At 62.4% G+C, this 13,648-nt stretch carries 16 protein-coding genes; 5 read left to right on the top strand and 11 right to left on the bottom strand.

Features of this window, described 5'->3' with window-relative positions:
* Window positions 1-4: 4 nt before the first annotated feature.
* Complete coding sequence (locus AC1Q7F_RS15815) at window positions 5-829, bottom strand: glycosyltransferase family 10 domain-containing protein (RefSeq protein WP_492508506.1); 825 nt, start codon at window positions 827-829, stop codon at window positions 5-7.
* A 376-nt stretch (window positions 830-1,205) separates the two neighbouring features.
* Between AC1Q7F_RS15815 and AC1Q7F_RS15810 the strand changes: the two genes are divergently transcribed.
* Window positions 1,206-1,931, top strand: a complete 726-nt coding sequence (locus AC1Q7F_RS15810) for an FkbM family methyltransferase (RefSeq protein WP_492508504.1) — start codon at window positions 1,206-1,208, stop codon at window positions 1,929-1,931.
* Window positions 1,932-2,020: 89 nt separating this feature from the next.
* Here the strand turns inward: AC1Q7F_RS15810 and AC1Q7F_RS15805 are convergent, their stop codons facing one another.
* The 4 genes from AC1Q7F_RS15805 to AC1Q7F_RS15790 form a co-directional block, all read right to left on the bottom strand.
* Window positions 2,021-3,319 carry an amidohydrolase family protein gene (locus AC1Q7F_RS15805; RefSeq protein WP_492508502.1) on the bottom strand — a complete coding sequence of 433 codons (1,299 nt, stop codon included), beginning with the start codon at window positions 3,317-3,319 and terminating at the stop codon, window positions 2,021-2,023.
* On the bottom strand, window positions 3,319-4,803 hold the full coding sequence (locus AC1Q7F_RS15800) for an amidohydrolase (RefSeq protein ID WP_492508500.1): 1,485 nt from the start codon (window positions 4,801-4,803) through the stop codon (window positions 3,319-3,321). Before AC1Q7F_RS15800 ends, AC1Q7F_RS15805 begins: the two co-directional genes overlap by 1 nt.
* Before the next feature lie 183 nt (window positions 4,804-4,986).
* The gene (locus AC1Q7F_RS15795) at window positions 4,987-5,919 is read right to left on the bottom strand and encodes a ribose-phosphate pyrophosphokinase (RefSeq protein WP_492508498.1); all 933 of its coding nucleotides are present in this window, start codon (window positions 5,917-5,919) and stop codon (window positions 4,987-4,989) included.
* A 229-nt stretch (window positions 5,920-6,148) separates the two neighbouring features.
* The gene (locus AC1Q7F_RS15790; protein WP_492508497.1) at window positions 6,149-6,328 is read right to left on the bottom strand and encodes a CsbD family protein; all 180 of its coding nucleotides are present in this window, start codon (window positions 6,326-6,328) and stop codon (window positions 6,149-6,151) included.
* 236 nt (window positions 6,329-6,564) lie between these two features.
* On the opposite strand from AC1Q7F_RS15790, the gene AC1Q7F_RS15785 reads away from it, so the two are divergent.
* Together AC1Q7F_RS15785 and AC1Q7F_RS15780 are read left to right on the top strand one after the other, a co-directional pair.
* Window positions 6,565-7,413, top strand: a complete 849-nt coding sequence (locus tag AC1Q7F_RS15785) for a class II glutamine amidotransferase (RefSeq protein ID WP_492508495.1) — start codon at window positions 6,565-6,567, stop codon at window positions 7,411-7,413.
* A gap of 14 nt (window positions 7,414-7,427) precedes the next feature.
* Window positions 7,428-8,090: a DUF2987 domain-containing protein gene (locus AC1Q7F_RS15780; RefSeq protein ID WP_492508493.1), complete on the top strand. Its 663-nt coding sequence runs from the start codon at window positions 7,428-7,430 to the stop codon at window positions 8,088-8,090.
* A gap of 36 nt (window positions 8,091-8,126) precedes the next feature.
* On the opposite strand, the gene AC1Q7F_RS15775 is transcribed toward AC1Q7F_RS15780, so the two are convergent.
* The 5 genes from AC1Q7F_RS15775 to AC1Q7F_RS15755 all read right to left on the bottom strand — a co-directional run bounded on the left by AC1Q7F_RS15775 (window position 8,127) and on the right by AC1Q7F_RS15755 (window position 10,817).
* Entirely contained in the window at window positions 8,127-8,870 is a 744-nt protein-coding gene (locus tag AC1Q7F_RS15775; protein ID WP_492508491.1) for a DUF8168 domain-containing protein, read from the bottom strand.
* Window positions 8,871-8,973: 103 nt separating this feature from the next.
* Window positions 8,974-9,366 carry a hypothetical protein gene (locus tag AC1Q7F_RS15770; protein WP_492508489.1) on the bottom strand — a complete coding sequence of 131 codons (393 nt, stop codon included), beginning with the start codon at window positions 9,364-9,366 and terminating at the stop codon, window positions 8,974-8,976.
* 3 nt (window positions 9,367-9,369) lie between these two features.
* On the bottom strand, window positions 9,370-9,627 hold the full coding sequence (locus AC1Q7F_RS15765; protein WP_492508487.1) for a hypothetical protein: 258 nt from the start codon (window positions 9,625-9,627) through the stop codon (window positions 9,370-9,372).
* Between the two features lie 11 nt (window positions 9,628-9,638).
* On the bottom strand, window positions 9,639-9,977 hold the full coding sequence (locus AC1Q7F_RS15760) for an ArsR/SmtB family transcription factor (protein ID WP_492508485.1): 339 nt from the start codon (window positions 9,975-9,977) through the stop codon (window positions 9,639-9,641).
* A gap of 57 nt (window positions 9,978-10,034) precedes the next feature.
* Window positions 10,035-10,817, bottom strand: a complete 783-nt coding sequence (locus AC1Q7F_RS15755) for an AraC family transcriptional regulator (RefSeq protein WP_492508483.1) — start codon at window positions 10,815-10,817, stop codon at window positions 10,035-10,037.
* 84 nt (window positions 10,818-10,901) lie between these two features.
* Between AC1Q7F_RS15755 and AC1Q7F_RS15750 the strand changes: the two genes are divergently transcribed.
* Together AC1Q7F_RS15750 and AC1Q7F_RS15745 are read left to right on the top strand one after the other, a co-directional pair.
* Window positions 10,902-11,525, top strand: coding sequence for an MSMEG_1061 family FMN-dependent PPOX-type flavoprotein (locus tag AC1Q7F_RS15750; protein WP_492508481.1), 624 nt, complete (start codon window positions 10,902-10,904; stop codon window positions 11,523-11,525).
* Window positions 11,526-11,610: 85 nt separating this feature from the next.
* On the top strand, window positions 11,611-12,012 hold the full coding sequence (locus AC1Q7F_RS15745) for a GFA family protein (protein WP_492508479.1): 402 nt from the start codon (window positions 11,611-11,613) through the stop codon (window positions 12,010-12,012).
* 41 nt (window positions 12,013-12,053) lie between these two features.
* On the opposite strand, the gene guaA is transcribed toward AC1Q7F_RS15745, so the two are convergent.
* Window positions 12,054-13,631, bottom strand: coding sequence for a glutamine-hydrolyzing GMP synthase (guaA, locus tag AC1Q7F_RS15740; protein WP_492508478.1), 1,578 nt, complete (start codon window positions 13,629-13,631; stop codon window positions 12,054-12,056).
* Between the last annotated feature and the right edge of the window lie 17 nt (window positions 13,632-13,648).

Here is a 13,648-nt window from a genome sequence, read left to right as displayed (position 1 = left end):
CGCGTCATGCCTGAAAGCCCCTGATAGCCTGTCCATGGACGGCTTTGTCGTATTCGCGCACGATCAGGCTGCGCAGCCGCCCCACCCAGTCCCAGTATTGCCGGCTGCGGCGGAAATTATCCTGCATGGCATCAAGACGGTGCCAATAATCAGCTGGGTTCAGATCATTCAGAATCGCAATGGCGTGTTCATGGGAATCTGCGAGGATGATGCCGTCCATGTTGAAATAGTCACTGATGTTCGGACAGCCCCAATAGATCGGTACCGTATAGGTGGCAAAGCAATCATTCAGCTTTTCGGTGAAGTAGTTGATCCCCCGGCTATTCTCAAAGCAGACATGGAACATTGATTCAAACAGATGATCCTTGCGATCACCCTCCAGAAGCGGAAGGTGATCGGCAAGACCTGCCTGAACCAGGCGACTGCGATATCCGCGCAGCGGTATCCGAACTTGGTCGGCCTTGTTCATGAAGCCGGTCCGTTCAGCATATCCATCGACCCGGACCGCTGTCCGGCCCAGACTATATATGAAACTGGCCGAAAAGCTCTTGGTCCGTGGCAAAGTCTTTGTGAACAGGCCGCCATAGACAGCGAAAACGGCATTGGGGAACACCAGATGCTCGGGATGGCAACTGACGATCAGATCGACATTGGAGTGCATGGCCGTCATGCACTCCATGCCCATGCTGAAAGGCAGCGGTTCCGTGTGAGTGAACATCACCTTATAGAGGTCATTCGTGCTGTGCTGCGGCAAAATCTGATAGTAGATTTCACAAGGAAAAGGCATGTCGAGAACCAGCCAACTGGCGCCATGAACGGTGATCAGCATTGGATAGTCATGTCCCCGCGGAAAATAGCGGACATCTTCCACGAATGTGGCCGGCCTGTCCACCAGCACTGCACCGGGGACCAGGCGCGGCGGTTGATGGTTCGTTCCCTTATAGTAAACAGCGTTGGATCGGCAAATCGTTGTGCCTTGCTTCCAACCACGACAAACAGATGGACATACGGCTGCCATGGAGAGGGCGTTTACACGAGTTGGCCTGTTGCCTTCAGTTTTCAGAATAAAAACAATCAGTTTTCTGCAATGTCGCTTCTTTATTGACGGCGGCCGTCGCTTGACAGGGTGGGGGATGCATCACATTCTGCGCGGGAAAATGGTCTCAGGCCGGATCCCGGTGGCGGGCCTTTGATAAGGATGCAGTATGTCCGGCCAAACCGAAATTTTGTCTCTCGTCTCGATGCTGCGGCCGTATCAGTCCGTATTCCGCAAGTTGCGGGCAGGTTCAAGGGGCGATGGCGGCTATGTGCTGCCTGACGATCTGGAGGGGATCGGCGGTATGATCTCCCTGGGCATCGGTGACAATGTTTCCTTCGACCAGCATTTCGCAGACCGCGGCGTGCCGATCTACCAGTTCGATCACACGGTGGAGGGTCCGCCGGTGGCCCATGAGCATTTCCATTTCAACAAGACGGCCTGGGCGGCGGTTGACGGGCCCGAGGCGATGACGCTGGACAGCATTCTCGACCGATATAACTTGCGCCAACGCGACGACCTGCTGCTGAAATTCGATACCGAAGGCGCGGAGTGGATGTGCATTCCGGTACTGCCGGTCGATACGCTGCGCCATTTCCGGCTGATCGTCTGTGAACTGCATTTCCTTAGCAGTGTTCTGACGCCTGAATTCGTCCATGCCTATCGCTCCACCATGAACCTGCTGACGCGCAATCACACGGTGGTTCATCTGCACGCGAACAATTGCTGCGGCATCGGGGTGATCGAAGGCGTGCCGGTGCCATCGGTAGTGGAGGTCACTTTCCTGCGTAATGACCGTAGCACCTTCACCCCCAGCCGGGAGCCGATCCCAGGTCCCCTGGATTACCCTAATATCCAAGAGCTGCCCGATCTGGTCCTCAATCCATTTGCCTGAGTGATCGGGGGCTTGGTGATCGCAAATGATCGCCGCTTTGAAACCGGGGTGGCGCACCCCCTGCCGATGTGCCACCCCATCCCCATGCCTCACCGCTTCAGATACCGTTCCTCCAGCGCCCGCTGCCGGGTCTGCAGCGATTGCTCCACCCCGTTCACGAACACTTTCTCGGCCAGGGTGGTGGGTTCCAGCGGGTCGCCGCCCCACAGGACCAGATCGGCGGGCTTGCCCACCGCGATCACGCCGGCATCCTTGGCGCCGAACAATGCCGCGGGGCGGCTGGTGATGGCGGCCAGGGCCTTGTCCCTGGGCATGCCATAGGCGACGGCCGTTCCCGCCTCGAACCGCACCTGATTGGCGTAATGGCCGTCGGCCGTGGTGGTGATGATCACCGTCACGCCGGCCTTTTCCATCAGGGCCGCATTCTCCAGCCGGGCACGCTGCGTTTCGAACCGGCCGGGCAGGTTGGTGGTGGGCTTCATCACCACCGGTATGCCAGCCGCCGCGATCTCATCCGCCACGATCCAGCCTTCCTCCGCGCCCAGCAGGACCAGCCGCAGCTTTTCTTCCTTCGCCAGGCGCAGGGCCAGGCGGATGTCGGCGGCACGCGACACGGCCAGGAACAAGGGTGCCTCCCCCTTGGCCACGGGCAGCAGCGCCTCCAAATCCAGGCGTGACAGGCTGTAGTCGCGCGTCCCACCCTGGTTGAAGGCGGCCTTGTTGGCCCCATAGTGCCGGGCATCCTCCAATGCTGCCTTCAGGACCGCGACCGTCAGGCTGCGGCTGCCGCCGGCATTCTTGGCGGCCCCTTCACCCAGCGGCAGGGCCACGCCGATGCGGGTGCGCACCACGATGTCGGCGGCGGCACCGGTATGGATGATGGCCGGCTGTCCCTGGAACAACGGTTCCTCGGTATGGCCGGCCGTGTCGGCCTCATGCGCGTGCGCCCCGTCGCCAAAGGCCGCGGCGGGCATGATCACGGCCCGCGTGATACCGCCCGTGCGGGCCAGCGGCAGCAGGGTGCTGGCCGGGTTCACGGAGTAGGAGGGGTCGTAGGCCACGGACAGGTTGGCATTGTCGGCTTTGCTGTCATTAGCCTGGGAGACGGCGCTGACCTCCTCAATGCCGATATCGCTGCTGGAGACGAACAGGCCCGGCGTCACCACCTTGCCCGTGCCGTCGATCAGCGTGGCGCCGGCCGGCACCGCCGCACCCGCACCGGCCGCCGTGACGATGCCGTTGCTGATGATGATGGTGGCGCCGGGCAGGGATGCCCCGGTGCCGTTGACCAAGGTCGCACCCTGGATGGCGATGGTCTGTGCGTGGGCTGCACCGGCGGCCAATGCTGCGAACGCGGTACCCAGGAGAAGTTTCTTGAAGCTGTTCATCACTTCGCCCCCGCCTTGAAGATATCGGCACCCGACTGGCCCAGCTCGAAATCCGACCGCGGCAAGGCGGGCGGGCGGGCGCGGTCATGCTTCAGAACGCCGTCGATATAGACCAGGTCGGCCAGGGTATAGATGGAGAAGGGGTTGCCGTTCCACACCACCACATCGGCCATCTTGCCGGGCTCCAGCGTCCCGGTCTTGTCCAGGATGCCAATGGCCTTGGCGGGATTGGCGGTGATCCAGGCGATCGCCTCCTCCTCCTTGATATCGATGCCCAGATAACGTCCCTCGGCCATGGCCTGGGCGGCTTCCTTGTTCAGGTGCTGGATCAGCGTTTCGTCATCGGAATGGATGACAGCGCAGGCACCGGCATGATGGACCATGGCGGCATTGGCGGGCACCCCGTCATAGCTTTCCATCTTGAAGCCCCACCAATGCGCCCAGGTGGCGGTGCAGGTGTCGCTTTCCTTCAGCAGGTCGGCGATCTTGTAGGCCTCGGTGGCATGGTGGAAGGCGGCGACCTTGTAGCCGAACTCCTTGGCGACATCCAGCATCACCGACATCTCGTCGGCGCGGTAGCAATGGTTCTGCACCAGGATCTCGCCGCGCAGCACCCCGGCCAGCGTGTCCAGTTGCAGGTCGCGCTTGGGCGGGTCGCCGGGACCCTTGCCGTCATCGCTGCCGTTCTTCTGTTTCTTGTAATAGGCATCCCATTTGCGCTGATAGTCCGCCGCCTCGATCCAGGCCTTGCGGTAGCCGGCGACGTTGGCCATGCGGCTGCCCGGCGCGCGGCTCTTGTCGCCATAGACGCGCTTGGGATTCTCGCCGCAGGCCATCTTCAGGCCATAGGGTGCGCCGGGGAACTTCATCTCCTGCACATTGCGGGCGGCGACGTTCTTGATGGTGACGCTGCGCCCGCCGAACAGGTTGGCGGAGCCGGGCAGGATCAGCAGGCTGGTCACGCCACCGCGCAACGCCCGCTCGAACCCAGGGTCCTGGGGCCACAGCGAGTGCTCGGCCCAGACTTGGGCGGTGTTGGGGTCGGTGGCTTCATTGCCGTCGGAATGGGCCTTCACGGCGGGAGAGGCGTAGACACCCAGATGGGAATGCATGTCGATGACGCCCGGTGTCACCCAGCGGCCCGTGGCATCGACCAATGTGGCGCCGGCCGGAACGGGCAGGCCCGCCCCCACCGCCTCGATCTTGCCATCGCGCAGGATGATTGTGCCGTTCTCAATCCGCTGGCCGGTGCCGGTCAGCACGGTGGCACCGGTCAGGGCGACGAGCGGACCCGGCTCCGGCTTGTACCGGCTGGGGAAGGGGTCGCGGTTGGCGGCGGGGTCCAGGCCCTGCGCCAGTGCCGCCTTGTCATCGCCCTTGCCACCCTTGTCCTTGGATTGGTTGGCCGCCTGTCCCGTGGCACATCCAGCCAGCACCAAGGCCAGCCCCGCCACCATCCAGCGACCGGTCCGTGACCGCGCCATGCCCCCACTCCATTGTTGTCCTTGAAACAATGGGCTGGAGTGTGGGGATCATGGCTATTTTGTGTCAACGGCTTAGCATGTAACGGCTGTGTAACTGTTTGCACCCGGATATGCCGTTGCAGCCCTGAAATGAAAAAGGCGCCGGGAATGTCGGCGCCTTTTAACGGGAAACGTACAACCCGTTCAGATGAACAGGCTGGACACCGAGCGTTCATTGCTGATCCGGTCGATGGCGTCGGCCATCAGCCGGGCGATGGAGCGCTGGCGGATGTTGCGGGCCTGCTTGACGGCGTCGGTGGCCACGATGCTGTCGGTGATCACCAGTTCATCCAGCGGCGAGCCGCCGACGCGGGCCACGGCCCCGCCGGACAGCACGCCATGAGTGACATAGGCGCGGACCGACGTGGCGCCGCGGGCTTTCAGGGCCACGGCGGCGTTGCACAGGGTGCCGGCGCTATCCACGATATCGTCGATCAGGATGCAGTCGCGGCCCGACACGTCGCCGATGACATTCATCACCTCCGACACGCCGGCACGTTCGCGGCGCTTGTCGATGATGGCCAGGTCGGCTTCCAGCCGGCTGGCGATGGCGCGGGCGCGGACCACGCCGCCCACGTCGGGCGACACGACCATCAGCTTGCCGCCGCTGACCTGTTCCTGGATGTCCTTGGTGAACTCACCGCCGGCGACCAGATTGTCGACGGGGATGTCGAAGAAGCCCTGGATCTGACCGGCATGCAGATCCATGGTCAGCACGCGGTTGGCGCCGGCCGTGGTGATCAGGTTGGCCACCAGCTTGGCGGAGATCGGCGTGCGGGGGCCGGTCTTGCGGTCCTGACGGGCATAGCCGTAATAGGGAACCACGGCCGTGATGCGGCGGGCCGAACCCCGGCGCAGCGCGTCGATGATGACCAGCAGTTCCATCAGATGGTCATTGGCCGGGAACGAGGTCGATTGGATGACGAACACGTCCTCGCCGCGGACATTTTCGTTGATCTCGACGAAAATCTCGTTGTCGGCGAAGCGACGGATCGAAGCCTTGGTCAGCGGGACCTCAAGGCAGTGCGAAATGGCTTCAGCCAAAGGCTGATTGCTGTTACCGGCGATCAGCTTCATGTTCGTGCTGCCCGTCTTTGGTGGAGATCCAGGGGTGAGCGGCAGCACCATTGACGGTGTCGCCGAACCTTCACAAAGGCGGGCGCACCATAACCCCCGACCCCCCGCCTGTAAACGGCGCGACCGTTGCAGCCTACAACGGTGTGGCAGTCGGCAATCACATGGAGGGGTGGGATGCAACAGACACCCGCCCCCCTTCCGTTGGGTCCGGAAGGGGGGCGGAACCGGGTCAGCGGGTGGCGTCGCGCACGGCGTCCTTCAGGTGACCCTTCACCTGCTGCGCCTTGCCCTTGGCCTTGTCGGCCTGGCCTTCAACCACCAGGGCCGGATCGTCCGTGGCCTTGCCCACGGCCTTCTTCACCGCACCCTTGGCCTCGTTCAGCTTGCCCTTCACATTATCCATGCTCATCGCATACCTCTGCGCTTGGGGAAACAGGCGCGCCATCAGGGCGGCCTTCGACAGGACAACGGCGTGAGGCGCGCTTTGTTTCAGGCGAAGGGAGAAATGTCACAGCACGATCGATTTCGAACGATGTTCAAAATGCCATGGGATTGCCCTTGTTCCGCCATGGGCGCCTGATTTAACACTTGTGTGGGCGTGGTTCGGGGCCCCAACCTTTGCCTGAGCCTTTGAAGGTGGTTCGAATGTGCCGTTGGCTGGCCTATGCCGGTATTCCCATTTCGATGGACACGCTGCTGTTCCAGCCCTGCAACTCGCTGATCCGGCAGTCACTGTCGGCCCAGCGCAGCGTGGCGCCGACCAATGGCGACGGATTCGGCCTGGGCTGGTACGGGGACCTGGCACGCCCGGGCCTCTATCGCGACACGATGCCAGCTTGGTCGGACGCCAATCTGCGCTCCCTGGCCGAACAGATCCGCTCGCCCCTGTTTTTCGCCCATGTGCGGGCCTCGACGGGGACCGCCACCTCGCGCCTGAATTGCCACCCGTTCCGCTATGGCGACTGGCTGTTCATGCATAATGGTCAGATCGGCGGCTGGCCCCAGGTGCGCCAGGATGTGGAGGGTGTGATTCGCAAGGATCTGTATCGCCACCGCGAGGGTTCCACCGACAGCGAGGCCTTCTTCTATCTGGCCCTGGGCAATGGATTGATGGAGGACCCGGCCAGTGCCTTCGCCCTGACCGTGGCGCAGATCGTGGGCAAGATGCGGCGCGAGGGCGTGACGGAGCCGTTCCGCATGACGGCGGCCTTGTCGGACGGCAAACGGCTTTATGCTGTGCGCTGGTCCTGCGACGGGCGGTCGCCCAGCCTGTTCTGGACCAAGGGCCATATCGACGGCTGCCACGACGGCCGCATCTGCCTGGAGGAGGGCGATGATTCGGTGATGGTCCTGTCCGAACCGCTGGACGAGGATGCCAGCCATTGGAACGAGGTGGACGAGGGCAGCTTCCTGGTGGCCGAAGGCGGCCGCGTCACGGTACAATCCTTCAACCCGCTCGGCTTCAACCCGCTCGGCTTCAACCCGCTCGGCTGACGGAGCCCCTCGATATGCGCCGGTCCTCCTGGTTCGCCCTTGTCCTGTCCCTGCTGCCGGCTGCTTCTCTGGCCGCACCCGGCAGCCATACGGCACCTTACAAGGAATTTCACGACCAGATGGCCCGGTTCTATGGTGCCGGCCATGACAGGCTGGCCCTGCGCCTGTCGGTCCAGCCGGTGAAGGATGACCAGCCGCTGGTCCAGCCGGTCAGCATGGTGGTGGCGGCCCCGGAAGGGTCGGTGCCGCTTGCCATCGGCCCGGAGAACGAGGTGGACATCCCCTACCGTTCCGATTGGCTGGCGGCCGGCGCCAATGTCATCATCAACCAGGCGCCCGGCACCTATACTATGAAGGCGCAGATCGGCATGAAGCTGCCGGCCGGCGCCACCCGTCTCGCCTATGCCGACGTGAAGTCCGCTTTCGACCAGTTCGACCGGCTGATCGACAAGGAGGCGGGGGTGGCCTCCTTCCTGGCGCCCTCGGCCAAGACCCTGCGCCTGTTTTGCGGCCTGGACTGTACCGTGACGCTGGAGGGGACCAAGGGGCCGCGCATTCTGACGGCCGATGCCAGGGGGCGGGTGAACATCCCCAACGACAAGACGCTGGCGAAGGAGAACCCGATGCTGAGTGTCAGCCGGCCGGTGGCGTATACGGTGCTGACGACGAAGGGATAAGTGGTCTGAATGGTTGGTTTGTTAAGAATCAGAAGATTACTTGGCGGTGGCCGACAATAGGAATTCTATGTATTTTTCAATGATCTCTTTTGATCGTACTAACGTCTCTTCTCGTTGTTCACCAGTCATCGACTGTATTTTCCCATGGCGAGGGGCATCTGCATGTTTCTTTATTTCCAGTATTTCGATTTTTTCTACATTTAAGAGCTTTCGGAAGGCTTCCCATTTTGCATTGTCGTTGCCGCTTATCCCTTTTGTTGCTTCGTGCATTATGCCTTCAATGGCGCGGTAGCAGAAGAACCCTGTTAATGCAGGGTTATCCATCGCAGATCGAAAGTCGCTAAGTACTATGGAAGACATGGCTTGACTTCCTAATACTGTACGCAAATAAGTTGGATCTATAGTTCCCAAAAATCCCCGTTTTTGTAGACATGGTTCGTTTATGCCAAAAACATGCCAATCTCCGTTGCTGTCAGTATATGATGTTATCTCAACTTGAAATCGCATTCCATTCATATATCCAACTAAATCAACAATAGAATGCACGGTGTCTTTGACAAAATTTCTTATAGTATGTAAATTTATATTATTTTCATCCCTGATTATTTTTACAAAACAATGAACATTGCTCGTAAATATGCACACCTCAATTTCCATTTCGAAAAGGAATTCAACATAAACAGTCCTGCTTTTTAGTGCTGGTTCGATTGTGATTGGGTACCTTTCGGGCATTACTCTGCCGAAAAAGTGTATCATATTGCTCGTCATAATTTTCGTCATGGGTTTAATTTTCAAAACTCTTGTAAGTGTAGATCACCTTGATAGAAAAATAGCGAGAAAATAGAAAAATATCCATAGGAAGTGGGATTTTTAGTCCACTTTTCTATATACTCGCCCCCTTCACATACTGCCGCCAGACATGGTCCCACGGCACGGCGACGATGATGACCACCACCATGCCCGTGGCGACGATATTGGCGGCCAGCGCCTCGGTGATCCGGTCCTCCTGCCAGGCGGGCAGGGCGACGCGGGTCAGCCAGATCAGCTTCCAGGCGATTTCCCAGAACAGCAGCGGCAGCATGCGCAGCGGTTGGCGCAAACCCAGCAGGGCCAGCAGCGACATGGCCCCCAGCATGGCGACCACCACGCCTTCCATCATCTCCCAGCTGCGGGCCGGGTCGAGGATCTGCGACCAGTTCAGATAGCCGGCGCCCACGGCCATCAGCAGATAGACGGCGCGTAAAAGGTTCAGACGCCAGACGGCGATGTCGCGCATGGTTTACTCCACCTGCTTGAGGATTTTTTCGACATTGGCCAGCGTGACGCGGGCGGCTGTCAGTTCGGCGCGCATGGCCGTGATGGTGCCCGTCTGCTCCTCCAGCGCCGCCACGGCGCGTTCGGCCAGCGTGCGATAGCTCTGTTCCTCGGCCTGCGTGTTGCGGGCCTGGATCAGGGTGGTGACCATGCGCATGGCGAAGACCGACACGATCAGCACCACGAACCAGAAAATCGAGTAGAGATAGGTATCATCGGCCATTCACGTTCCCCTTAGTTCCCCGTATCGCCCGGTCCCGGTAGGGTCTCCACGGCCTGACGAAGGCTTTCCGCCGTCAGGTCCAGGTGGAATTGCGCCAGTTCCAGATAGTTCAAGGCCTTGCCATCATCGGACAGTTCCAGCCGCGACGTCACCAGCCCCGCCTCCAGCAGCTTCTGCACATGCAGATGCAGCAGCGGCCGGCTGATCCCCAACTCGCGGGCCAACTGGCTGACATAATGCCGCCCGCCGCCCGCCAGCAGCGCCACGATGCGCAGCCGGTGCGGGTTGGCCAGCGCCGACAGGGCCGTCAGGACCTGCCCCCCGTCACACGCCACATCGGCTATCTGCATCGCGTCTTTCATGTGTAAGGTTTTTCTTACATATGAAAGGATATGTCAAGTGGCTGTTTATGGTATGGCGGTGCGATTGAAATAGGCCGATGGCGTCACGCCCAGGGTGCGCTTGAACAGCGCGATAAAGGCGCTGACACTGTCATAGCCCAGGTCGATGGCGACAGTGGTGACCGGCACCCCCTCCGCCAGCATCTCCAGCGCCCGCATCAGGCAGGCCCGCTGGCGCCAGGCGGTATAGCTGTAGCCGGTTTCCGCCACGAAGCGGCGGCTGAGGGTGCGTTCCGACAGGCCGGCCCATCTGGCCCATTCATCCATGCCCCGCCGCTCCCCCGGATTGCGGAGCAGCGCCCGCGCGATCAGGATGAGGCGCGGATCGCTGGGCATGGGCAGGTTGAACGGCTCGATGGGGGCCGTGCGCAACTCGTCCAGGATGACCATGGCGATGCGCTGCTGGGCTTCGTCCATCTGCGTCCCTTCCCAGGCGGATGCCCGGATCACCGCCTCGCGCAGCAAACCCGACGCCCGGATCGTGCAGGGCCGGTCCGGCAGTTGCGTGCAGGCGGCCTCGGCGATGTAGCAGACCCAGCCTTCGATCGCGCCATGGGTGTAGCCGTAATGCGGCTGGTGCGGCGGCAGCCACACCGCCTGATCGGCGGGCACCACCCAGGCGCCGGCCTCGGTCCCCATGGTCAGCAGGCCGCGACGGATGCCGGACAGCTGCCCGCGCGGATGGCTGTGCATGCCCAGGTCACGGTGTTCGGCCTGGGTCTCATAGATGGCCAGGATCACCGGGCTGCCGGGATCGGCGGCGGCGCGGGCAAATCTCTCCTCATACATGGCGTAAACCCGCTATCGATTGGCTGCTGTAGCTTAGCGGCGCCGCGCCGGAAGGGGTAGGATGATCCTTGACAGGAGGAATGGATGATCCCGCACGACACCCCGCAAACGCCCGACCTGGACCAACTCTACGACCCGCCGATGGAGCATATTGTGAAGGGGGTGGTGAAGGCGTTGATGCCCTTCCACCGCGACTATCTGGCCAAGGCCACCTTCTTCTGCCTGGCGACCGGGCGCGAGGCGGGCCTGGATGCCTCGCCGCGCGGTGGACCGCCGGGATTCGTGAAGGTGCTGGATGCCAGGACGGTGGTCTTCGCCGATTGGCCGGGCAACAACCGCATCGAATCCCTGCGCAACATCGTGGCCGATGACCGCCTGGCCATGCTGTTCCTGTTCCCCGGCCTGGATATTTTCATGCGCATCAACGGCCGTGGCCGCATCACCGACGATGCGGCCCTGTGCGCCAGTCTTGCGGAAGGCACCAAGGTGCCCAAGACCGCGACCATCGTGGCCGTGGACGAGGTGCTGTTCCATTGCGGCAAGGCGATCAACCGGGCCAGGCTCTGGTCTCCGGACTCGATGATCGATCGCAAGACCGTGCCCAGCCCCGGCAAGATGGCGGCGGCGATGAACCAGCAGGATGATGCCGTGGCCGAAGCCATCGACGCGCATTATGATCACGCGATGCGCAATGGGCTCTACGGCTGACGCCAAGGCCCCACGGGCGGGTTGACCGGATGGCGGCGCGGTGGCTCAATGGGTGCCAATTCAACAGCCCGAACGTGATGCTCCCATGCTGACCGGTACGTGCCATTGCGGCGCCGTCCAGTGGACCCTGGACGGCGACCCGGGTCCCGCCACGGCCTGCAACTGCACACTCTGCCGCCGTTATGGCGCGCTTTGGGCCTATGATTACGAGAATGAGCGCATCCGGATATCGGGGCCGAGCAGCGCCTATACCCGTGCGGGCAAGGCCAACCCGGCGCTGGAAATCCGCTTCTGCGCGACCTGCGGCTGTGTGATGTGCTGGCGCGGCCTGCGCCTGGACAATGATGGCCGCCGCCGCATGGCCGTCAATCTCCGCCTGGCACTGCCGGAAGCGGTCGCCGACCTGCCCATCGACCATTTCGACGGCCTGGACACGTTCGACGACTTGCCCCGTGACGGGCGATGTGTCCGCGATTTGTGGTTTTAGCGGTTACAGGCGGTGATTGCGCCTGTAACAGCGGTTGGGGATCATTCCCACTCGATCGTTCCCGGCGGCTTGGACGTGATGTCGTAGGTCACGCGGTTGATGCCACGCACTTCGTTGATGATGCGGGTGGCGACATGGCCCAGGAAACTGTGTTCGAACGGGTAGTAATCGGCGGTCATGCCGTCCACCGACGTGACGGCGCGCAGCGCGCAGGCGTAGTCATAGGTGCGGCCGTCGCCCATCACGCCCACCGTGCGCACGGGCAGCAGGACGGCGAAGGCCTGCCAGATCTCGTCATAGAGGCCGGCCTTGCGGATCGCGTCCAGATAGACGGCGTCGGCCTGGCGCAGGATGTCCAGCTTGGCGCGGGTGATCTCGCCCGGCACGCGGATGGCCAGGCCGGGGCCGGGGAACGGGTGGCGGCCGACGAAGCTGTGGGGCAGGCCTAGCTCACGGCCGAGCGCCCGGACCTCGTCCTTGAACAGTTCGCGCAGCGGCTCGACCAGCTTCAATTTCATACGGTCGGGCAGGCCGCCGACATTGTGGTGCGACTTGATCGTCACCGACGGGCCGCCGGTGAAGGACACGCTCTCGATCACGTCGGGATAGAGCGTGCCCTGGGCCAGGAATTCGGCACCGCCGATCTTGTGCGCCTCGCCATCGAACACTTCGATGAACAGGCGGCCGATGATCTTGCGCTTCTGCTCCGGGTCGGACACGCCTTCCAACTGGCCTAAGAACAGGTCGGCCGCGTCCACATGCACCAGCGGGATGTTGTAATGGTCGCGGAACAGGGTCACCACCTGCTCCGCCTCGCCCGTGCGCATCAAGCCGGTATCGACGAAGATGCAGGTGAGTTGGGCGCCGATCGCCTCATGGATCAGCACGGCGGCGACGGAGCTGTCCACCCCGCCCGACAGGCCGCAGATCACCTTGGCGCTGCCTACCTGCGCGCGGATGCGGGCCACGGCTTCGGCGCGGAAGGCGGCCATGGTCCAGTCGCCCTTCAGGCCCGCCACCTTGAACAGGAAATTGCGGATCAGGGCGTCGCCATGCGGGGTATGCACCACTTCGGGATGGAACTGCACGGCATAGAAACGGCGGGCATCGTCGGCGATAATAGCATAGGGCGCACCTTCCGACGTGGCCACGATGCGGAAGCCTTCCGGCAGCTTCGTCACGCGGTCGCCATGGCTCATCCACACCTGCTCACGCGCGCCGATGCTCCACACGCCCTCGAACAGGGCGCAATCATCCTTGACCTCGACAAAGGCGCGGCCGAATTCGCGGGTCGCACCCGGCTCCACCTTGCCGCCCAACTGCTCACACATGATCTGCTGACCATAGCAGATGCCGAACACCGGCACGCCCAGGGTCCAGACAACGTCATTGGCGAGAGGGGCGCCAGCCTCCGTCACGCTGGCGGGGCCGCCGGACAGGATGATGGCCTTGGGCGCGAAGGCGCGGATGCGCGCCTCGTCGGCGCTGAACGGGATGATCTCGCAATAGATGCCGGCCTCGCGCACACGGCGCGCGATCAACTGCGTCACCTGCGATCCGAAATCCAGGATCAGGACACGGTCGGGATGGGCGGCGGGAGCGGTGGAGGCGGCGGCCATGGCGCATCTTCCTGGCG

The sequence above is a fragment of the Niveispirillum sp. GW835-FHT14G11 genome, from assembly GCF_058793615.1.
This window is presented reverse-complemented; position numbering and strand designations above follow the sequence as displayed.

Bases quoted from the DNA above. Each gene is read 5' to 3' on its own strand.
- AC1Q7F_RS15750 (WP_492508481.1), top strand. From the start codon at position 10,902: ATGATCCCGCACGACACCCCGCAAACGCCCGACCTGGACCAACTCTAC.
- AC1Q7F_RS15755 (WP_492508483.1), bottom strand. From the start codon at position 10,817: ATGTATGAGGAGAGATTTGCCCGCGCCGCCGCCGATCCCGGCAGCCCG.
- guaA (WP_492508478.1), bottom strand. From the start codon at position 13,631: ATGGCCGCCGCCTCCACCGCTCCCGCCGCCCATCCCGACCGTGTCCTG.
- AC1Q7F_RS15770 (WP_492508489.1), bottom strand. From the start codon at position 9,366: ATGCGCGACATCGCCGTCTGGCGTCTGAACCTTTTACGCGCCGTCTAT.
- AC1Q7F_RS15810 (WP_492508504.1), top strand. From the start codon at position 1,206: ATGTCCGGCCAAACCGAAATTTTGTCTCTCGTCTCGATGCTGCGGCCG.
- AC1Q7F_RS15760 (WP_492508485.1), bottom strand. From the start codon at position 9,977: ATGCAGATAGCCGATGTGGCGTGTGACGGGGGGCAGGTCCTGACGGCC.
- AC1Q7F_RS15815 (WP_492508506.1), bottom strand. From the start codon at position 829: ATGCTGATCACCGTTCATGGCGCCAGTTGGCTGGTTCTCGACATGCCT.
- AC1Q7F_RS15765 (WP_492508487.1), bottom strand. From the start codon at position 9,627: ATGGCCGATGATACCTATCTCTACTCGATTTTCTGGTTCGTGGTGCTG.
- AC1Q7F_RS15745 (WP_492508479.1), top strand. From the start codon at position 11,611: ATGCTGACCGGTACGTGCCATTGCGGCGCCGTCCAGTGGACCCTGGAC.
- AC1Q7F_RS15775 (WP_492508491.1), bottom strand. From the start codon at position 8,870: ATGACGAAAATTATGACGAGCAATATGATACACTTTTTCGGCAGAGTA.
- AC1Q7F_RS15800 (WP_492508500.1), bottom strand. From the start codon at position 4,803: ATGGCGCGGTCACGGACCGGTCGCTGGATGGTGGCGGGGCTGGCCTTG.
- AC1Q7F_RS15790 (WP_492508497.1), bottom strand. From the start codon at position 6,328: ATGAGCATGGATAATGTGAAGGGCAAGCTGAACGAGGCCAAGGGTGCG.
- AC1Q7F_RS15805 (WP_492508502.1), bottom strand. From the start codon at position 3,319: ATGAACAGCTTCAAGAAACTTCTCCTGGGTACCGCGTTCGCAGCATTG.
- AC1Q7F_RS15780 (WP_492508493.1), top strand. From the start codon at position 7,428: ATGCGCCGGTCCTCCTGGTTCGCCCTTGTCCTGTCCCTGCTGCCGGCT.
- AC1Q7F_RS15795 (WP_492508498.1), bottom strand. From the start codon at position 5,919: ATGAAGCTGATCGCCGGTAACAGCAATCAGCCTTTGGCTGAAGCCATT.
- AC1Q7F_RS15785 (WP_492508495.1), top strand. From the start codon at position 6,565: ATGTGCCGTTGGCTGGCCTATGCCGGTATTCCCATTTCGATGGACACG.